The sequence below is a fragment of the Streptomyces sp. Act143 genome (assembly GCF_003143935.1).
In the GTDB taxonomy this organism is placed as follows: Bacteria; Actinomycetota; Actinomycetes; order Streptomycetales; family Streptomycetaceae; genus Streptomyces.
The window spans coordinates 5,572,901-5,591,519 of sequence record NZ_QFRX01000001.1 but is presented as its reverse complement, the minus strand read 5'-3'; the positions used below and the strand labels follow the sequence as shown (position 1 = coordinate 5,591,519).

The window sequence follows — 18,619 nt, the reverse complement described above, 5'->3', positions numbered from 1 at the left end:
ACCGAGGAGCTCGGTCCATGGCATCTGATGCCCCCGTCACCACCGTCCTGGGTCTGTCCGCGTACTACCACGACAGCGCTGCCGCCGTGGTCGACGGCGGCGGGATCGTCGCCGCCGCTCAGGAGGAGCGGTTCAGCCGACGCCGCCACGACCCGTCCTTTCCCGAACTCGCCGTCCGTTACTGCCTGGACGAGGCGGGCCTCTCCCTCGGCGACCTCGACGCCGTCGCGTACTACGAGCGGTCGGATCTCAAGTTCCGCCGGGTCCTGGCCACTTATGTCGGTACGGCACCGCGCTCCTGGAGCTCGTTCCGGGAGGTGATGCCCGACTGGCTGAGCTGGAAGCGCCGGGCGCCGGACACGGTCCGGGACCGGCTGGGCGAACTGTTCTCCGGTCCCGTCCCCGAGATCATGGCCTTCGGCCACCACGAGTCGCACGCCGCGTCCGCCTATCTGCCCAGCCCGTACGAGACCGCGGCCGTCCTGTGCGTCGACGGGGTGGGCGAGTGGACGACCACGTCGATCTGGCACGGCGTGGCCGGGGAGGTCGTCCCGGTCGCCGAGCTGTCCTTCCCGCACTCCCTCGGCATGCTCTACTCGGCGTTCACCTACTTCTGCGGATTCAAGGTCGACTCGGGCGAGTACAAGCTCATGGGACTCGCCCCCTACGGGCAGCCCGTCTATGCCGACCTGATCCGGGAGCGGCTGGTCGACATCAAGGACGACGGCTCCTTCCGGCTCGACCTGCGCCGGTTCGCGTTCCAGTACGGGCAGGTCATGACGGGCCGCGGCTTCGAGGAGCTGTTCGGCGGTCCGCGCCGGGAGCCGGAGAGCCCGCTGACCCAGCGGGAGTTCGACCTGGCCGCGTCGGTGCAGGCCGTGACGGAGGAGATCATGCTGAAGCTGGCGCGGACCGCGCGCCGGCTCACCCGGGAGAGCCGGCTGTGCCTGGCGGGCGGGGTGGCGCTCAACTGCGTCGCCAACGGCAAGCTCGCCGAGGCCGGGATCTTCGACGAACTGTGGGTCCAGCCGGCCGCCGGTGACGCGGGTGGTGCCCTCGGGGCGGCACTGCTGGCCCAGCGGGGGCCGGCCCGCACCCGGAGCCACACCCGCACGGGCGGCGACGCGATGCGGGCCTCCCGCCTCGGCCCCCGGTTCGACGACGACCACATCCAGGCATACCTGGACGCCTCCGCCATCCCGCACCGCCGGCTCGGCCCCGAGGAGCTCAGCCGCGCGGTGGCCGGGCAGCTCGCCGAGGGCAAGGTGGTGGGCTGGTTCCAGGGGCGGATGGAGTTCGGCCCGCGGGCGCTCGGCTCCCGGTCCATCCTCGGCGACCCGCGGGATCCGGCGATGCAGTCCGCGATGAACCAGAAGATCAAGTTCCGTGAGTCGTTCCGGCCGTTCGCGCCCGCGGTGCTGGCCGAACGGGCCCAGGAGTACTTCGACTTGGGGCAGCCGAGCCCGTACATGCTGATCGTCGCCCGGATCGCGGCACGGCAGCAGCTCGCCGAGCGGGACTCCGGGCAGGGTGCTGGGCAGGGCGCTGGGCAGGTCTCCGGTCTGGAGTTGCTGAAGGTTCCCCGGTCCACCGTCCCGGCGGTCACCCATGTCGACCGCTCGGCCCGGGTGCAGACGGTCGACGCGGACCAGGACCCCGGGTTCCACCGGCTGCTGACCGAGTTCGACCGGCTCACCGGGTGCCCTGTCCTCGTCAACACGTCGTTCAACGTGCGGGGCGAACCCATCGTGGCGACGCCGGAGGACGCCTACCGCTGCTTCATGCGCACCAACATCGACACGCTGGCCATCGGCGGCTTCCTGATCGAGAAGGCGGAGCAGCCGGCGTGGCCGGAGAACGACAACTGGCGCGAACTGATCCCGCTGGACTGAACCCCTGGACTGGCATCTGGATTCCCGGACTGAACTCCCCCTGCTGAGAGGCCTCATCATGGATGCGCTTCGCCGCGCCTGCGTCCTGGCGCTGCTCGCCGTCGCCTATCTCTTCGTCGTCGTCCCGGCCGGCATGGTCGCCCGGCTGCTGCGCGACCCCCTGGACCGCGCGCTGCGACCGGACGCCCGTACTTATTGGAGCGGGCCTCGTGCCTGAGCCCGGCACCGTGCGGTCGGTCCTGGTCCTCGGGGCCGGCCCACAGGCGTGCCAAGCACTGACGGACCTGGGGCTGCGGGTCGTCCTCGTCGACCCCGACCCCGCGACGGCCACCACCGATCCCGGGTTCGCCGACGCCACGTACGTCGAACCCCTCACCCCCGAGTCCGCCGAGCACATCATCGCCAGGGAGCGCCCCGACGCGCTGCTGCCGGCCCTCGACGGACGCACGGCCGTCGACACGGCCGTGGCCCTGCACGAGGCGGGCACGCTCGACCGGTACGGCGTCCGGCTCCTCGGCACCGACGCCGTGGCGCTCCACCGGGCCGCGGAGGTCGTCGGGGCGGACACCGCCGGGGCGGGGGCCGTTGCGGGGTGGCGCAGATACGGGCTCCAGCTGATGCGCGACAGGACCGACGGCATCGAGGTCGTCTGCTCCTTCGAGACCTTCGACCTGCCGGGCGGCGGCACGATCACCGTCGCGCCCGCGCGGACGCCGACGACGCGGCTGTACGAGGCACTGCGCGACGTCGGCCGGTCCGTGGTCCGGGAGATCGGCGCGGGCGCCGGGGGCTGCACCCTGTGGTGCGCGGTGCACCCGGGGAGCGGGCGCGTTGTCGTCCTCGACGTGGACCCGCGGGGTGCACGCGAGGCGGCTCTCGTGGCGTGTGCCACCGGTCTGCCGATAGCGGGGATCTGTGCCGAACTGGCCGCCGGCCGCACGCTCCCCGAGACGCCGGTACGCTCCCGGCCCGCGCCCGGCCATGTCGCCGTCCGCGCGGTCGCGTCCTCGGGAGCGGAGGCACTGGCCGTCGGCCACACCTTCACCGCGGCCCTCCAGGAGGCGCTGGCCTGTCTGCACGGGGGCGGGCACGAGGGCGCTGCGCCCGAAATGACGGGCGGTCGGCGTACCGAGGTCGATCCTTGGCTCGACGAGCAGCTCTCCGTGATCCGGAAGGTGGCGGACGAGCTGGTCGCCGCGCCCGAGTTGACCAGGGAGCTCATCGCCGAGGCCAAGCGGCACGGCTTTCGGGACCGCCGGATCGGTGAGCTCCGCGGGCTGCGCGAGGACGTCGTCCGGGAGCTCCGGTACGCCCTGGGGGTGCGCTCGGTGCCCCCGATGCTGGGACGGGACCGGGGCCAGGACGGGCGGGGGCCGGCGGCCGGACGTACGAAGCCCGCGGTGATCGTCCTGGGGCAGCACGGCAGCGGGCCCGCGCACGCCTGGCTCCAGGCGTCCGCCGCCCTGCGCGCGGCGGGGCACAAGACCGTCGTGGTCGGCTGCGCCCCGGCGTCCCCGGACTGGGACGAACGGGCCGCCGACCGGTTCCACTGCGCACCCCTCACGACCGAGGCGGTCCTGGAGGTGGTGCACGCCGAGCGACGCGGTGGTCCCGTCGCCGGGGTGTGTGTGCAGTTCGGCGGCGCGGATGCGACGCGGCTCGCGCGGGACCTCGCGGACCAGGGCGTACGGGTCCTCGGCGCCCCGCCGTCAGCCGTCCGCGCCACCGAGGAGCACGCCACGTTCCAGCACCTCCTGCGCACCGTCGGGCTGTCCGCCGTACGGCACGCGACGGCGTCCTCACCGCCCGAGGCCGCCCGGGTCGCCGCCGAGACCGTCGGGTATCCGGTGACGGTCCGGTGGGCCGGTGGAGCCGGTGGGGCCGGTGGTGGACGGGGCGGCAGGACAGGGTCCGGGGCGACGCAGCAACTGGTGCTGGACGCCGGGGCGCTGGCCTCTCTGCTCGCTCCGCGCGGAGGCGTCGGCGGTGGGTGGCCCGTGGTGATCGGGCAGGTGGTGCGCGATGCCGTCGAGGTCACCGTGGACGCGCTGTCCGACGGGGAGGAGGTCTATCTGGGCGGGGTGCTGGAGCGGCTCGGGTGGGTCGACGCCCCGGATGCCGGTGCGGTGCACGTCCTGCCGGCCGTCACGCTGGGCGGCCATGACATCGAGTGCCTGCGTGCGGCCACGCGGGTGCTCGCCGGGGCGCTCGGGGTGCGCGGTGCGCTCACCGTGCGGTGCGCTCTGGCCGGTGGGGTGGTCCATGTGCGCGGCGCCGAACCCCGGGTGTCCGGGACCGTGCCCTTCACCTCGCAGGCCACCGGCGTGCCGCTCGCGCGGGCCGCCGCCCGCATCGCGCTCGGCGCGTCCATAGCCGGGCTGCGGGCGGAGGGCTTGCTGCGGGGTACCGGAGACGGCGCCACGCTGCCCCCGGACGCGCCGGTAGCCGTCGGGCAGACCCTGCCGCGGGCCGGGAGGACGCCGGGGAGCGGGGTGCCCATGGACAGCACGGAGACGCCGGGTGGCAGGGACGCCATGGGCATCGGGACCGCGACCGGCAGCAGCAACGCCATGGGCATCGGGACTACGACCGGCAGCAGCAACGCCATGGGCATCGGAGAGACCTTCGGCACCGCCTACGCCAAGTCCCGGGCGGCCGCCGGTGGCCCGCTGCCCACCAAGGGCCGTGCCCTGCTGTCCATCGCCGACCGCGACCGGCGTTCGGTGATCTTCCCGGCCCGTGAACTGGCTTCCTTGGGCTTCGAGTTGCTGGCCACCGGCGGCCTGGCGGGCCTGCTCCGGCGCAACGGCGTCAAGGCCGGCGTCGTCCACACGATCGGCCGGACGAGTGCCGCACGGCTGGTCCGCGACGGGCAGATCGACCTGGTCGTCGCCACGCACCACCGGGGGGAGGTCCCCACCGAGGGCCAGGGGGTCCTGGCCGCCGCACTCGCCCACGGCGTTCCCTGTCTGACCACGGTCCGGGACCTGGCCGCCGCCGTCCAGGGCATCGACGCCCTGCGGCGCCCGCGCGAACGCGCCCGGCTCCGCTCACTCCAGGACTGGCAGTCCCGCACGACGCACTGACAAGGGCCCGGTCGGCGGGGCGAGGAACGATTCCGGTTCCTCGCCCCGCCGACCGGGCCCTCATGCGGTGGCTACGGCCCTCCCCCCTCGGCCGGCTCGCACGCCGCGGCCCTCAGGACCGTACGGCGTCCGAGCGCAGGGTGTGAAAGGTTCGGCGGTGGTGGATGAGGGGGGCGCCCTCGCGGTAGTGGGTCTCGGTCACGCGGCCCACCAGGAGCAGGTGGTCGCCTGCCGGGTGGCGGGCGTGGACGCGGCAGTCGAGGCGGCACAGGGCTCCCGGCACCGCCGGGGGCGGGCCGGGGGCGGTGGCGTCGTGCTCGTGCGGGAGGAACTTGTCCGCGCCGCTGCGGGCGAACCGTGCCGCGACCTCCTCCTGTTGCTCGTCCAGCAGGCTCACCACGAACCGTGTGCAGTCCGCGAACGCCCGGTAGCCGCCCGCGCGTCGGGCCACGCACGCCACGACCAGGGGCGGTTCCAGCGACACCGAGTTGAACGAGGTGACGGTCAGTCCCCAGGGGCGCCCCGTCGCGTCCCTGGTGGTGACGACCGCCACGCCGGCCGCGTGACAGGCCATGGCCGCCCGGAACGCCTCGGCAGGCACGGAGCGCGGAACGCCGGTGGTCTGCTCGGTCATGGCAGCACCACTACCTGTCCGGCGAAGCTCAACCCCGCGCCGAACCCGATCAGCAGGGCGGTGTCGCCGCGGCTCACCCGCCCCTCGGCGAGCACGGCGTCGAGCGCGAGCGGCACGGAGGCGGCGGAGGTGTTGCCGGTGTGGACGACGTCCCGGGCCACGACCGTCTCCGGGCCCAGGCCGAGGCGGTCCGCCATGAGCTCGATCATCCGTACGTTCGCCTGGTGCGGGACGAAGGTGCCGAGCTGGTCGGGGGCGACGCCGGCGACCCGCAGCATCTCCTCCGCGGCCGGCGCCACCTCGTCCATCGCCCAGCGGAAGATGCGCCGGCCGTCGATGCGCAGCCACGGATGCTCACCGCCCTCGGCCCAAGGAGCCGTCATCCAGACGGAGTCGACGTACCGGCTGTCCGTGCGTCGTACGACGGGGCCGAACCCGGGCTCGTCCGACGGGCCCACCACGACCGCGCCCGCGCCGTCGGCGAACAGGAACGCGCTGCCCCGGTCGGTGCGCTGCACGATGTCCGTCATCCGGTCCGCGCCGATCACCAGGACATGGCGGGCGCTGCCCGCGCTCACCATGTCCGAGGCGATCGCCAGGGTGTGGCAGAAACCGGAGCACGCGGCGGAGGTGTCCAGGGCGGCGGCCCGGTCCGCCCCGAGGGAGCGTGCGATACGGGCCGACAGCGGTGGAGCGTGCAGCAGGTTCGTCATCGTGGCGATCAGGACGAAATCGAGGTCCTCCGGGCCGATTCCGGCCTGGGCGAGCGCCTTGCCCGACGCCGCCACGGCCATGTGCTCCAGCGTTTCGTCAGGGGCCGCGAAACGTCGCTCCCGAATACCGGAGCGGGTTTCGATCCACTCGGGCGTGGAGTCGAGCGTCCGGCACAACTCCGCATTGTCGATCACCGCGCGCGGGCGATAGCTGCCGACGCCGAGAATCCTGCCGTATGAACTCGTGCGCGGGTGCGGCGTATCGGAAACCTTGATACCTGTCCTTCTTGTCAACGCCTTCTCCACTTCGCCGTCCTGACGAGAAAGAATCCGCAGGAGTGAGAAAAGAACACGGCGCACCGTCACCGCGGCCGGTGGAGCACTTCTCGAGTACGACTCGACCCCGACCACACACTTGGTTGATTGGCTGATAGTTGTCTGTGACAACGTCAGTACCAGCCGTATTGTTGGGCAAGGCTCTTTTCAGCCGATGACCAAGGCAGCTCGGGGGAGGCCGCGGACGTGGTACGCCTACTCATCGCGGAGGACGCACACATGGTCCGCGGGGCACTGGTGGCCCTGCTCAACCTCGAACCGGACTTCACGGTGGTGGCCGAGATCGGCCACGGTGACGAGATCGTGCCCGCCGCCCGGCGGACGCGGCCCGATGTGGCGCTCATCGACGTGGGACTGCCCGGCACCGACGGCCTGACCGCCGCCGTGGAGCTGGGCGCGACCCTGCCGGAATGCCGCACCCTCCTCCTGACCAGCACGGCACGGCCCGCGGTCGTGCGCCGGGCCCTGGACGCCGGGCTGGCGGGACTGCTCCTCAAGGACGCGCCGCCGGACCGGCTCGCGGCCGCGGTGCGCGACGTCATGACGGGACAGCGGGTCTACGACCAGGAGATGACGCTGGAGGCCCTCACCCTCGGCTCCGGGATCCTCACCCCACGCGAGACCGAAGTGCTGGCGCGCGCGGCGGACGGGCACGACGCGGGCCACATCGCCGCGCAGCTCCACCTGTCCGCGGGCACGGTGCGCAACTATCTGACGTCGATCGTCAGCAAGTTGAACGCCAGGAATCGCGTCGATGCCATCCGGATGGCGCGGGAGGACGGGCTTATCTGACGTCCTGTCATATTCCCTCGGCGAGACATGAAAATATCCCGTCGAGTCATGAAGAGATCACTGGGAACCGCGAATTACTCGTGCCAGACTCGAGGCCGTCCTGATTACCCAGCGAAGGCCGAGTTATGGATATCGAGGTAATGGGTCCGCTGCACGTACGCCTGGCCGGCACATCACTGGTGCCCAGTGCCGGGAAACCCCGTCAGCTTCTGGCACTTCTCGCCCTGCGGTCGGGACATCTCGTCCCGATCCCGACGCTCATGGAGGAACTGTGGGGTGAGCACATACCCCGCAGCGCACAGACCACGTTGCAGACCTATGTCATGCAATTACGGCGGCTCATCAGGAAGGCTCTCCCGGCGGGCTCGCCGCTCACCGCGAAAGACGTTCTCATCACCCGGTTCGGCAGCTATCAGCTGGGCGCCGAGCCCGGCCGGTCCGACATGGCGCAGTTCCACGAGAAGGCCGCGGCGGGCGCCCTCGCGCTGGAGCGCAGAGCACCGGCCGAGGCCTCCGCCCTGCTGCGGGAGGCGCTGGACATGTGGCGCGGCCCGGCACTGGCCGACGTACCGGCCGGCCGCATCCTGGACATCGAGATCCTCGCGATGGACGAAGCCCGCACCCGCGCTCTGGAGTTGTGCCTCTCGGCCGACCTGCGGATGGGGCGGCACGGGGAGATCCTCGCGGAGTTGGTGACCGTCGCCGCCCACAACCCGCTCAGCGAGAACATCTGGGCGCTGCTGATGACCGCCCTGCACCGCTCCGGCCACACCTGGCGGGCGCTGGAGGCGTTCCAGCAGTTGCGCGGCACGCTGATGCGTGAGCTCGGCGTGGAGCCGTGCACCCGGATCCAGCGGCTGCACCAGGAGATCCTCAGTTCCGGACGCGACAACGAGCGGAGTGCGGCATGACCGGTTTCGAGAGCCCCCGCACGGTCGCCGTTCTCGGCACCGGGACCATCGCCCTCGGCTGGACGGCGCTGTTCGCCGCCGCCGGCCTCGACGTCCGGATCAGCAGCACCCGCCCGGACGCCGAGGAACAGGTCCGACGCGCCCTTCCGCTGTACGCCCGTTCCCTGCCCGGCGGGCGGCTGCCCCCCGGGCAACTGGCCGCGCGGCTCACCTTCTGGGGCAGCCCCGCGGAGGCCGCCGAGGGGGCCCAGGTCGTCCAGGAGAACGTCCTGGAGAACCTGGCGCTGAAGCAGGACGTCTTCCGCTCCGTCGCCGAGGCCGCGCCGGACGCCCTGCTGCTGTCCTCGACGTCCACGCTGCTCCCGGCCGACCTGGGCGCCACGCTCGGCAAGCCGGGGCGGGTGATCGTGGGGCATCCGTTCAATCCGCCGCACATCGTGCCGCTGGTGGAGGTCGTGGCCGCCGAGGAGGCCGACCCCGCACGGGTCGAGGCGGCGATGGACTTCTACCGCAATCTGGGCAAGACGCCGGTGCTGCTGCGCCGCGCCGTGCCCGGGTTCGTGGCCAACCGGCTGCAGTCGGCGCTGCTGCGCGAGAGCATCCACCTGGTGCGCGAAGGCGTCGTCACCGTGGGCGAGTTGGACGACATCGTCACCGCCTCCCTCGGCTCGCGGTGGGCGGTCACCGGTCCCTTCCGGGCCTTCCATCTGGGCGGCGGCCCGGGCGGCCTGCGCCATCTGATGGCGCACCTGGGCGACGGACTGGAGCGCGGCTGGGCCGGGCTCGGCAACCCGTCGGTCGACGAGGAGCTCAAGGAGACCCTGCTCGACCAGGCCGACGAGGCGTTCGGCGGGTACGACTACCAGCGGCTCGCCGCCTGGCGCGACCGGGGGCAGAACGCGGTGATCGCAGCGGTGCGGGAGTCCGGGCCGGTGGAGAGCGACGGGCCGGCCGTCTGAAGGCGAGGCAGCGATGAGGGCCGGGGCGAGCGCGCCCCGGCCCTTCCTCGTATCCGCAGCCGTCAGCCGACAGTGTCAGCCGTCAGCTGTCAGCCGACGAGCTCCTGATCCTGCGTCACCTGCCGCTCCAGTGTCCGCAGTTCACCGTCCTCCCGGACGAGCACATCGCGCACCAGGCAGCTCGGCGCGATCACTGGACGCGGCTCACCCGGCCGGGTGGTGCCGATCAGGGCGTAGTACTCGGTGTGGACGGAGCCGTCGTCCTGCTCCTGTACGTCGAGCATGGTGAACCAGTGCCGGCGCTGCACCGGGTCGGTCCGGAACCGGCGCTCGTTGTACGCCCGTACCTCATTGGCGATGTTGGCCCGGCCGCGGACCGCGGGCTCGTCCGGGGAGTGCGCGAACAGCGCGTCCTCGGCGAAGGTGGCCGCGAACTCCTCGGCGCGGACGGCGTCGAGGTGGTGGACCTGACGGGCGTAGAAGAGCTGGACCTCCGCGTAGAGCCCCGACTGGGCGATCTGCCGGACGGACGTCGAGGGGGTGGGGCGGGCTGCGGTGCTCATGATGCCTCCTTGGATGACGGCCCCCTGCCGGGGGCACCGAATGCCGCTGCGTGATCCTCGGCCCAGGTGCGGAAGGACCGGGGCGGCCGACCGGTGAGCTCCCGCACGGTCGGTACGACCGGCAGCCGGCGCTCGTACAGATAGCGCTCCACGTCCAGCAGGCCACGGGCGTACGCCTCGGGCAGGAACGGGGCGACCCGGTCCACCCAGACGTCGGGCTCCACCCGTGCCACGCTCAGCTCACGGCCGAGCACCTCCCCGAGGATGCGCACCCGCTCAGGGACGTCGAGGATCTGCGGCCCCGAGAGCGCCAGCACACGGGACCGGTCCGGCGGGGTGCCGCGCAGCGCGGCGGCGGCCGCCTCGGCGACGTCCTGCGGGTCGATCACCGGGACGGCGAGGTCGGGGTGGACCACGCCCACCGTGTCCCCGGCGGCCAGATCCGCGGCCCATCCGAGCGCCTGGGTCGCGAACGGGGCGGGCCTGAGCACGGTGACCGGCACCCCGGTGGCGATCATCCGCGCCTCGCCGAGCACATGCCGGGCGAACAGCGGTCCGCGGTGCGCGGAGTCGGGGGGCGCGTCCGCGGAGACGACCACCAGATGACGGAGGGTCGCGGTCTTCTCCACGGCCTGCGCGAACGCGTCCCCGGCGTCCCCGGCGAGCACGACGAAGGCGGTGGCGACGCCGTGCAGGGCCTCGGCCATCGCCGCGGAGTCGGTCAGGTCCCCGGCCACGGTCTCGTCCGCGGCGAGCGGCGGGCCGGCCCGCCCGGGGTCACGAACCAGGGCGCGGACGGTGGCCCCCTGGCCCCCCTGGCCGGTCAGCGCCGCGACGAGGCGGCGTCCCACCGTTCCGGTGGCACCGGTGACCAGCACGGTCTCGGGCATGCGCATCCTCCCGGAGTGCGCGGCGGGCGGTGTTGCCCGCCGCCGACGCGCAACACACCAGGCCCCGCTCGAAGAACACTCCAGGACCACTCAGGCCGGTCCGGTGACGCTCCGGGAACGGGCGTCAGCTGTCCGGTTCGCCGGAGGCGCCGCGCTCGTACGCCTCCATGGTCCGTACGAACACCGCCCGTTCCCGGGGGGTCAGCGGTTCGAGGGCCTTGCCCCAGGAGCTGGCGCCGCGGGCCAGCCAGCCGTTGATCGCCTCCTGGGTCTCGGGGTCGTCCGAGATGGAGACGATCGTGCGGCGCCGGTCGGCCGGGTCCGGCTTGCGCTCGACCACTCCCTGGCGGTTGAGGTCCGCGACCATCAGGCTCACTGTCGTCGGCGCCACCTGCAGCCGCGCGGCCAGCTCGTTCACCAGCGCGGGGCCGTCGAAGACCAGGTGCGACAGGAGCGACAGATGCCGGGGGGCGAGGTTGAGCGACCTCAGCTGCTCGGGGACGGTCGTCTTCTTCAGCCGCTGGGCCACGCGGGGCATCAGGACGAGCATCGCGCGGACGGCGTCGTCCCGGCTCATCTCCTCGTCACCGACGGCGCCACCGGCTGCCTGGTCCGCACCGGCGGCCTCGGGCCCGTCGCCCTCGGCGCGCCGCGCCCCGCGCTGCGTTGACATCAGCCCCAACTCCCAATACCTTTGCTTTCAAAGCAAATCATCTCTCCGTTCTCCACGATACCGGACACCCTCGCTCCGGGACTGATCAGGAAAGGGACGGCCGATGTCGTTCTCCGCCCCACCCGCACCGGACATGACCACGTACAACCCACGGCGCTGGGCGGCGTTCGTCGTCACGCTGTCCGCGGCCTTCATGGACCTGGTCGACACCACGGTGATCAACGTCGCGCTGCCCTCCCTCCGCCGTGACCTGGACGCCTCCAGCACCCAGCTCGAATGGGCCGTGGCCGGGTACGTCATGGCCTTCGCGGCCGGGATGATCACCGCGGGCCGGCTGGGCGACCGCTTCGGGCGGTTACGCGTCTTCCAGGGAGGCCTCGCCGCGTTCGTGGTGACCTCGGCGCTCACCGGCCTCGCCGTCAACGCCGAGATGCTGGTCGCCGCCCGCGTCGCCCAGGGCGCGTCCGCGGCGATGATGGTGCCGCAGGTGCTGGCCATGCTCCGGGTCGAGTTCCCCCCGGAGGAGCAGCACAAGGCCGCCACCCTCTTCGGCCTCAACTTCTCGGTCGGCGGCGTCGCGGGCCCGCTCATCGGCGGCGTGATCCTCGACGCCGACCTGTTCGGGCTCGACTGGCGGCCGATCTTCTTCATCAACGTCCCCATCGGGATCGCCGCCCTGATCGGCACGTTCGTCCTGTGCCGCGACTCCCGCGCGCAGCACGCCGCCACCACCGACGTCCGCGGCCTCGCCATCGCCACCTGCGCCGTGCTCGCCCTGCTCTACCCCCTGGTGGAGGGGCGCACCATGGGCTGGCCGTGGTGGACCTGGGCCCTGATGGCCGCCTGCCCCGTCCTGCTGTGGCTCTTCGGGCGGTACGAGAAGACGGTCGTCCGGCGCGGTCACGCCCCGCTCATCGACCCCGGGCTGCTGCGGGAGCGGGCGCCGATGGGCGGCCTCTCGGTCGCCGTGCTGTTCTTCGCCGGCACCGGCTACACCCTGGTGATCACCGTCCACCTCCAGTCCGGGCTCGGTTACAGCCCCCTGCACACCGCGCTGACCATGGTCCCGTTCGCCGTCGGTGTCGGGCTCTTCAGCCCGTTCGCGCCGAAGATCCGGCCGTACGGCAGGCCCGTCGCGGTGGTGGGCTCGCTGCTCGCGGCGATCGGCATGGCCGGCAACCTGCTCGCCGTCCGCTCCGCGGGCGAGGATCTGCACTCCTGGCAGCTCGTGCCCGGGATGCTCGTCACGGGCCTCGGCGTCTCCATGACCTCCGGGGTACTCATCGCCACGGTGCTGGCCAAGACGCCGGGCCGGCTGGCCGGTTCCGCCGCCGCGCTGGTCAACACCGCCATCCAGATCGGGGTTGCCGTCGGCATCGCCGTGGTGGGCACGGTCTTCTTCGGCTCCCTGGACGACGACGGCAAGGCCGTCGACGCCGCCGCGGCCGGCCTGCTGACCGTCGTCGTCCTTTATCTGCTGGCCTCCCCCGCCGCGCTCATCCTTCCCCCCGGCCGCCTGATGTTCGCCGCCGCGGGCAACGCGAAGCCGCCGCGGCAGGCGGGCCCGGCCGACGAGCGCGACGGCGCGGAGGACAAGGGCGAGACCGGGAGTGCGGCGCCCGCGGACGAGGACGCGGCCTCCGGTTCGTACGCCGCCCGCCGGACGGCCGACTGAGCCACCGTCCCGACAGGGCCGTACGGCCGTCTCTCCCGCACCGGAGAGACGGCCGTACGGCGTCGGGCGGCCGTACTCCGTCAGGCGGCTGTCCGTCGGGCGGCGTCCGGGCCGCTCGTCCAGTCGCTGTCGAGGCAGCTTCGACCCTGGCCGCCCACGCTGCCCTCCCTTGCCGTCGCACCAGCGCGGCGGCTCGACCGCGGGGAGGACTCCGTGCCGGAGACAACGACGTACCAGGCGCCGCTCCAGCGCCCTAACGGATCGCGCCCGACCCACCTGTCCGGGCTCCCGGCCCAGTTGCCCGAGCTGGCGGCGCGGCACGCGGCGTACGCGGAGCGCGAGAAGGTGCTCCACCCCGAGGTGGCCGAGGCGCTGCGCGAGGCCGGGTTCGCGCGTCACTTCGTCCCCGCGAAGTGGGGTGGGTGCGAGGGCGGTTTCGAGGACTACCTGACGGCCGTGACCGAGGTGTCGCGCCGCGACCCCTCGGCGGGCTGGTGCGCCGCCATCCTCGCCTCGCTCTCCCGGATGGCCGCGTTCCTGCCGGAGGAGGGCCGGGACACGGTGTGGGCGCAGGGGCCGGACGCCCTCGTCGTGGGCGCCCTGGTGCCCGGCGGTGCGGCGCGCATGGCGTCGGGCGGCTGGATCCTCAGCGGTCGCTGGCCCTATGTGAGCGGCGTGCACTTCTCCGACTTCGCGCTGCTCGCCGCGCAGGTCCCACTGCCCTCGGGCCGCTCGCAGGTGCGGTTCCTGCTGGTCCCGCGGGCCGCGTACGGCATCGAGCGGACGTGGGACACGGTCGGCATGCGCGGGACCGGTAGCGACACCGTCGTGCTGGACGAGGTCTTCGTGCCGGAGGGTCACACGTTCCTGCAGCGGCAGCTGGCCACCGGACGCGACCCGGGTGGCGCGGGTCCCGCCTGTCTGGAGGTGCCGCACAAGAACGTGAGCGGTCTGACCTTCGCGGCACCGGTGCTCGGTGCGGTCCGCGGCGCCCTCGACGCCTGGACGCGGACGACGGCGCACAAGCGGGCGGCGGCGCCGTCCACCCAGCCGCCCGCGGTGTCGGCCGAACTCGACCTGGCGCACAGCTCCGCGCAGACCGACGCGGCCGAGCTGCTGCTGACCCGGGCCGCGCGCGACGCCGACCGGGGGCTGCTCGGCACGGAACTGACCGGGGCCCGCGCCCAGCGCGACCATGTCGCCGCCGTCGATCTGCTGCTCGACGCCGTGAACCGGCTGCAGCGCACGGGCGGCACCGGCGGCCAGTCGCTGGGCGCCGAGTTGCAGCGGTTCTGGCGGGACGCCAACACGGCGGCGGGGCACGCCGTCCTCAAGTGGGAGCCCGCCGCCCGCCGGTTCGGCTCAGCCCGGCTCGCGGTGCCGCTCGGCGACCTGTCCTGAGCCCGCGTACGACGAGGGGCCGCCGATCCCCCGGCGGCCCCTCATTCATGATCCGTGTGCACGGTCAGACAGACGGGCTGCTCGTCACCACGTAGTCGGCGATGCGGAGTTCGGCGCCCTGGCCGAAGAGCCTGCTGTGCTCGGCGCTGTCCTCGTCGACGAAGCTCTGCTCGGCCGGCGCCCCCTGGTCCGGCCGGTAGTAGGTGGTGGCGCGGGAGAGCCTGACCAGGCCGCGTCCGGTGGGCCAGGAGCCGTCCAGCAGACTCATCAGTCCCATGCCGAAGCTCAGTTGGCGCGGCTCGACCACGGTCAGGGTGCCACCCTCGTCGAGGGTGAGCGTCTCGCGATTCAGGGGGTGCCCGATCCGGTCCACCGTCAGCACGGTCTCGCCGTCCAGAATCCAGCTCACCGTTCCGGCCGACCGGTCGTGCGAGATCCGCACCCGGTGCCGGTCGCCCGGTGAACGCGGGGCGAGCGGAACGGTGTTGGCGAAGGAGCCGTAGGCGCCGAGGTGGCGGCGGGAGAAGTTGGTGCGGCCGTAGAAGGCGTACACGTGCTTGTTCGTGAGCAGGAAGTCGAACGCCACGGAGGTCTCGGGGTCGATGGTGTTCAGCATCGCGGCGGCGAGCCGGATGTCGTCCTCCGGGTCGGCGACCGCGTCCCCGAAGGGGTGGCCGGCGGTGCCGTAGACGCGGCCCGAGACGACGGCCTCGACGGACAGCACCCGGCCGGGCTCCGTGTCGAACCCCTGGAATCCGGCCGTGGACTGCCGGTTGACGTAGGCGATCCACTTGGCGTGGTCGGCGAAGCCGGGGATGGACCCGGGCTCACCGGTCTCCCGCGGGACGGTGCGGGTGAAGGCCGGTTCGCCGGTACGCGGGTGACGACCGCGCGCGACCAGGCTCAGCCCGTCGGAACCCGTGCCGATCACGGCGTCGTTCGCGATGAGCTCGGCCGAGGCCTGGACGAACCGCCAGGGCGCGTCGGGACCCTCGGTCCGTACGCCCTCCCGGAAGTCGTCCCGCCACAGGACGGTGGCACGGTCGGTGGTCGGCTGGGTCATCACGACTCCCTGTCGTAGGTGGGGCGGTCCGCTGCGGACCCGGTCACGAGCGCGAGCACGGCGGCGAAGGAGTCCACGACCACCTCGGCGCCCGCCGCGCGGAGTTCGGCGGGGGTGGCGACGCCGTAGGAGACCCCGACGGGCCGCATCCCGGCGGCGCGGGCCATCTCCATGTCGGCGACCCCGTCCCCCACGACGGCACAGCGGGCCGGGGGCAGCCCGAGTCCGCCGGCGACGAGGAGGGCCATCTCGGGGTCGGGTTTGCCGTGCCGCACGCTGTCGTCGCCGGCCACGGCGTCGAACAACTCGGCGACGCCCATCAGGGCGAGGACCCGGTCGGCCGCCCGGCGCGGCTTGGAGGTGGCGATGCCGAGCCGCAGCCCCGCCGAGCGTGCGGCGTGCAGCCCCTCGACGACGCCCGCGCAGGCCAGTTCGGCCGGGCCGGTCGCCTCCAGGTAGGCCCGGAACAACTCCCGGTAGGCGGCGAGCGCCGAGGCGACATCGGGGCCGTCGGGTGCCTGGCCGAGCAGCCGGGCGAAGTTCTGCTCCAGCGGGCGGCCCACCAGGGGGCGGACCTCCGCCTCGTCCGCCGGGGCGCCCCGGTCGGCGAGGATCTTCAGCATGATCGCGGTGATGGCCCTGGGAGTGTCGGCCAGGGTGCCGTCGAGGTCCAGGACGAGTCCGGCGACCGGCGCACCGCCGGTCACCGGTCCGCCTCCGTGGCCTTGGCGCGTTCCGCGGCGAGGGCGACGGCCAGCTCACCGGCGACACGCGCGGTGCCCAGCAGGATCGAGCGTCCGGCGCTGGTGGTGCGGCCGCCGGTGGCGCGGGAGACGGCGCGCATCAGGAACGGGCTGACCTTGTTGCCGGTGACCCCGGTGCGCTCGGCCTCGGCCAGGGCGCCCGCGATGGCCTCCTCGACCAGGTCGCCGTCGACCGCCTCCGCGTCATCCACCGGGACGGCGAGCAGGACCGTGCTGCGCCCGTTGAGCTGCCAGTGGGTGCGGGCGGCACGGGCGGCCGTGGTCAGGTCGTCGACCCGGGTGACCGGGATGTCGTCGCCCCGGACGTAGAAGCGGGGCAGCCACGGGGTGCCGTAGCCGAGGACGGGGACGCCGGCGGTCTCCAGGTACTCGGCGGTCAGCCGGGCGTCCAGGATGCTCTTCGCCCCGGCCGAGACGACGGCCATCCGGGTACGGGTGAACTGGAGCAGGTCGGGCGAGATGTCGAGGGTCCGGGTGGCGCCCCGGTGCACCCCGCCGATGCCCGCGGTCGCGAAGACCTCGATCCCGGCCCGCTCGGCGATGACGATCGTGCCGGCGACGGTGGTGGCGCCGACTCCGCCGCCCGCCACGGCGGCGCCCAGGTCGCGGGCGCTCAGCTTCTGGACGTGCTCGGCGCCGCGGATCCGTTCGATCTGATCGGGGTCCATGCCCACCAGGAGGCGTCCGTCGGCCACACCGGTCGTCGCCGGTACGGCGCCCGCGTCGCGGACGGACTTCTCGATGGCCAGCGGGAGGTCGAGCGTGGGGGCCGCGGTGATGAGGGAGGACTCGAGGGCGACCACCGGCCGCTGCTCCGCGAGCGCGGTGGCCACTTCCTCGGAGACCTGGAGGAGTTCCTCGGAGATCTGGGGAGATCCCTTGGCGACCTGGGGAAACGGGGCTGTGCCGTTCATGTGCCTGCCGTCCTTTCCGTGCGCGTGCCCTAGGGGGTGCTGTCCGGGTGCGCGCACAGCGTGGGAGCGCCGGCTCGAAGACCGCTCGATCCGGCGTCGCGGGCACGGGTGTGCTTCGAGCGGAAATCGAGGGGTGGTGAGCACGGTGCTGCCGCGCGGTCCGACCGGGGCCGCGCTGACGACGGTCGACGTGCCGATGGTCGACGTACCGATGTACGAAGGAGACCCCATGCCCGCAGCGGCTGGTCACAGCACCCGCCCCCTGGTCCGCTCCCGCCGCACCGCCGTGACCCTGGTGGCCGCGGCCACCGTGTGCTCGGCCCTCACGCTCACCCCGGGCGCCGGTGCAGCCGAGCGGACCGGGGCCTCGCACTCCGAGAAGATCCTGTTCGCGGACGACTTCAGCAAGGGCTTCGACGCGCAGCAGACCTGGCTGCTCGGCTCGTCCAGCACCCCCGAGGGCAAGCTGGCGCAGGGCGACGGCGTCATCACCTCCAACGCCCAGGGCATCACCGTCGTACCGACGGGCCGCAACCCGCGCACCGGTCGGCCCGCGTTCGCCGCGACCTCCGACCAGAACGCGTCCGGCTTCGGCGGCGGCACCGGCGACCACCTCAAGTGGGTGGCCCAGCCCCGGGTGTCCTCCGCGAACGGCTTCCCCGTCCCCGCGACCGGGTCCTGGAACTGCAACGCGAACGTCACCGTCAAGGCCGAGGGCGTCGAGGACCAGCCGTTCGGCAAGGCGGTGAGCGACCCGCAGTCCGACCCGCGGCTGGCCAGCGCCACCGTGATCACCGTCGACCACGCCTCCCACACGGTGGCCAACTTCTCGGTGACCAACCACGAGGTCCACGCCGTCTACGAGCGCCTCCCGGTGGAGAGCGGCGAGTACGCCGCGTTCCACTACTCGGTGCCGGTCTTCAAGCGGACCGCGGGTCAGCCCGTGAAGCTGCGGATCCGCTACGACCAGGGCGGCAAGCGGGTCAGCTGGCTGGTGAACGGCAAGACCGTGCTGTCGACGGACAAGATCGGCACCCATGCCTTCGACCGCAAGTACCTGCGCATCGAGCACGAGGGCCCGGACGAGCAGGTGACGGCCACCTCCGTGCAGTGCGGCATCGCCACCGGCAACCTCCTGGACGGCGGCGGCGGCGCGAACGACCGCGACAAGGCGGGCCTGGTCCGCCTGGAGGACAGCCCGAACTTCTACTACGACCCGGCCAAGGGCGCCCCGGCACCGCAGAAGTTCCACGACGACAAGAGCCTCCTCAGCAACCGGCTGTGGGGGCAGGGCGTGACGCTGAAGGTGCGGTCGTTCAGCATCACGACGTCCGACTGATCAACGTGCGCCAG

17 protein-coding genes are annotated in these 18,619 nt (G+C 73.0%); 9 read left to right on the top strand and 8 right to left on the bottom strand.

All coding sequences use genetic code 11. The features are described 5' to 3' along the window. Positions 1 to 17 precede the first annotated feature (17 nt). From DI272_RS25395 to carB, 3 genes are read left to right on the top strand one after another with little or no spacing between them, the layout of a single operon-like run. Entirely contained in the window at positions 18 to 1,892 is a 1,875-nt protein-coding gene (locus DI272_RS25395) for a carbamoyltransferase (RefSeq protein WP_109497576.1), read from the top strand. Between the two features lie 58 nt (positions 1,893 to 1,950). Next, a complete protein-coding gene (locus DI272_RS44630) occupies positions 1,951 to 2,109 on the top strand; it encodes a hypothetical protein (RefSeq protein ID WP_181387311.1) in 159 nt (52 codons plus the stop codon). Beyond that, positions 2,102 to 4,978: a carbamoyl phosphate synthase large subunit gene (gene carB / locus DI272_RS25390; protein WP_109497575.1), complete on the top strand. Its 2,877-nt coding sequence runs from the start codon at positions 2,102 to 2,104 to the stop codon at positions 4,976 to 4,978. The genes DI272_RS44630 and carB overlap by 8 nt, the downstream gene beginning before the upstream one ends. Positions 4,979 to 5,090: 112 nt before the next feature. On the opposite strand, the gene DI272_RS25385 is transcribed toward carB, so the two are convergent. Further along, positions 5,091 to 5,612 carry a flavin reductase family protein gene (locus DI272_RS25385; protein ID WP_109497574.1) on the bottom strand — a complete coding sequence of 174 codons (522 nt, stop codon included), beginning with the start codon at positions 5,610 to 5,612 and terminating at the stop codon, positions 5,091 to 5,093. After that, the gene (locus DI272_RS25380; RefSeq protein ID WP_309221670.1) at positions 5,609 to 6,631 is read right to left on the bottom strand and encodes a beta-ketoacyl-ACP synthase III; all 1,023 of its coding nucleotides are present in this window, start codon (positions 6,629 to 6,631) and stop codon (positions 5,609 to 5,611) included. Before DI272_RS25380 ends, DI272_RS25385 begins: the two co-directional genes overlap by 4 nt. Before the next feature lie 216 nt (positions 6,632 to 6,847). Here DI272_RS25380 and DI272_RS25375 point away from each other — a divergent pair, with 216 nt between their 5' ends. The 3 genes from DI272_RS25375 (at position 6,848) to DI272_RS25365 (ending at position 9,323) form a co-directional block, all read left to right on the top strand. After that, a complete protein-coding gene (locus DI272_RS25375; protein ID WP_109497573.1) occupies positions 6,848 to 7,453 on the top strand; it encodes a response regulator transcription factor in 606 nt (201 codons plus the stop codon). A gap of 125 nt (positions 7,454 to 7,578) precedes the next feature. After that, positions 7,579 to 8,364: an AfsR/SARP family transcriptional regulator gene (locus tag DI272_RS25370; protein WP_109497572.1), complete on the top strand. Its 786-nt coding sequence runs from the start codon at positions 7,579 to 7,581 to the stop codon at positions 8,362 to 8,364. Then, positions 8,361 to 9,323, top strand: coding sequence for a 3-hydroxyacyl-CoA dehydrogenase NAD-binding domain-containing protein (locus tag DI272_RS25365; protein WP_109497571.1), 963 nt, complete (start codon positions 8,361 to 8,363; stop codon positions 9,321 to 9,323). The genes DI272_RS25370 and DI272_RS25365 overlap by 4 nt, the downstream gene beginning before the upstream one ends. Positions 9,324 to 9,412: 89 nt before the next feature. Here DI272_RS25365 and DI272_RS25360 read toward each other — a convergent pair whose 3' ends face one another. The 3 genes from DI272_RS25360 to DI272_RS25350 form a co-directional block, all read right to left on the bottom strand. Continuing rightward, positions 9,413 to 9,886 (bottom strand): nuclear transport factor 2 family protein, encoded by a 474-nt coding sequence (locus tag DI272_RS25360; RefSeq protein WP_109497570.1) that lies wholly within the window; start codon positions 9,884 to 9,886, stop codon positions 9,413 to 9,415. Further along, entirely contained in the window at positions 9,883 to 10,776 is an 894-nt protein-coding gene (locus DI272_RS25355; protein ID WP_181387310.1) for an SDR family oxidoreductase, read from the bottom strand. Before DI272_RS25355 ends, DI272_RS25360 begins: the two co-directional genes overlap by 4 nt. A 124-nt stretch (positions 10,777 to 10,900) precedes the next feature. Then, positions 10,901 to 11,353, bottom strand: coding sequence for a MarR family winged helix-turn-helix transcriptional regulator (locus DI272_RS25350; RefSeq protein ID WP_109501028.1), 453 nt, complete (start codon positions 11,351 to 11,353; stop codon positions 10,901 to 10,903). Positions 11,354 to 11,552: 199 nt separating this feature from the next. On the opposite strand from DI272_RS25350, the gene DI272_RS25345 reads away from it, so the two are divergent. Next, a complete protein-coding gene (locus DI272_RS25345; RefSeq protein WP_109497568.1) occupies positions 11,553 to 13,124 on the top strand; it encodes an MFS transporter in 1,572 nt (523 codons plus the stop codon). A 213-nt stretch (positions 13,125 to 13,337) separates the two neighbouring features. Then, on the top strand, positions 13,338 to 14,525 hold the full coding sequence (locus tag DI272_RS25340; RefSeq protein ID WP_258314670.1) for an acyl-CoA dehydrogenase family protein: 1,188 nt from the start codon (positions 13,338 to 13,340) through the stop codon (positions 14,523 to 14,525). 64 nt (positions 14,526 to 14,589) lie between these two features. Here DI272_RS25340 and DI272_RS25335 read toward each other — a convergent pair whose 3' ends face one another. From DI272_RS25335 to DI272_RS25325, 3 genes are read right to left on the bottom strand one after another with little or no spacing between them, the layout of a single operon-like run. Next, the gene (locus DI272_RS25335; protein WP_109497567.1) at positions 14,590 to 15,588 is read right to left on the bottom strand and encodes a DUF6081 family protein; all 999 of its coding nucleotides are present in this window, start codon (positions 15,586 to 15,588) and stop codon (positions 14,590 to 14,592) included. Further along, on the bottom strand, positions 15,588 to 16,295 hold the full coding sequence (locus DI272_RS25330) for an HAD family hydrolase (protein WP_109497566.1): 708 nt from the start codon (positions 16,293 to 16,295) through the stop codon (positions 15,588 to 15,590). Before DI272_RS25330 ends, DI272_RS25335 begins: the two co-directional genes overlap by 1 nt. Next, on the bottom strand, positions 16,292 to 17,266 hold the full coding sequence (locus tag DI272_RS25325; protein WP_109497565.1) for a pseudouridine-5'-phosphate glycosidase: 975 nt from the start codon (positions 17,264 to 17,266) through the stop codon (positions 16,292 to 16,294). Before DI272_RS25325 ends, DI272_RS25330 begins: the two co-directional genes overlap by 4 nt. A gap of 136 nt (positions 17,267 to 17,402) precedes the next feature. Here DI272_RS25325 and DI272_RS25320 point away from each other — a divergent pair, with 136 nt between their 5' ends. After that, positions 17,403 to 18,605, top strand: a complete 1,203-nt coding sequence (locus DI272_RS25320; protein ID WP_146238387.1) for a DUF6081 family protein — start codon at positions 17,403 to 17,405, stop codon at positions 18,603 to 18,605. Positions 18,606 to 18,619: the final 14 nt, after the last annotated feature.

What these genes read in the sequence shown, in the direction of transcription:
- DI272_RS44630 (WP_181387311.1), top strand. Translation starts at nt 1,951, where the DNA reads ATGGATGCGCTTCGCCGCGCCTGCGTCCTGGCGCTGCTCGCCGTCGCC.
- DI272_RS25350 (WP_109501028.1), bottom strand. Translation starts at nt 11,353, where the DNA reads ATGAGCCGGGACGACGCCGTCCGCGCGATGCTCGTCCTGATGCCCCGC.
- DI272_RS25355 (WP_181387310.1), bottom strand. Translation starts at nt 10,776, where the DNA reads ATGCCCGAGACCGTGCTGGTCACCGGTGCCACCGGAACGGTGGGACGC.
- DI272_RS25385 (WP_109497574.1), bottom strand. Translation starts at nt 5,612, where the DNA reads ATGACCGAGCAGACCACCGGCGTTCCGCGCTCCGTGCCTGCCGAGGCG.
- DI272_RS25370 (WP_109497572.1), top strand. Translation starts at nt 7,579, where the DNA reads ATGGATATCGAGGTAATGGGTCCGCTGCACGTACGCCTGGCCGGCACA.
- DI272_RS25325 (WP_109497565.1), bottom strand. Translation starts at nt 17,266, where the DNA reads ATGAACGGCACAGCCCCGTTTCCCCAGGTCGCCAAGGGATCTCCCCAG.
- DI272_RS25360 (WP_109497570.1), bottom strand. Translation starts at nt 9,886, where the DNA reads ATGAGCACCGCAGCCCGCCCCACCCCCTCGACGTCCGTCCGGCAGATC.
- DI272_RS25345 (WP_109497568.1), top strand. Translation starts at nt 11,553, where the DNA reads ATGTCGTTCTCCGCCCCACCCGCACCGGACATGACCACGTACAACCCA.
- DI272_RS25395 (WP_109497576.1), top strand. Translation starts at nt 18, where the DNA reads ATGGCATCTGATGCCCCCGTCACCACCGTCCTGGGTCTGTCCGCGTAC.
- DI272_RS25335 (WP_109497567.1), bottom strand. Translation starts at nt 15,588, where the DNA reads ATGACCCAGCCGACCACCGACCGTGCCACCGTCCTGTGGCGGGACGAC.
- DI272_RS25365 (WP_109497571.1), top strand. Translation starts at nt 8,361, where the DNA reads ATGACCGGTTTCGAGAGCCCCCGCACGGTCGCCGTTCTCGGCACCGGG.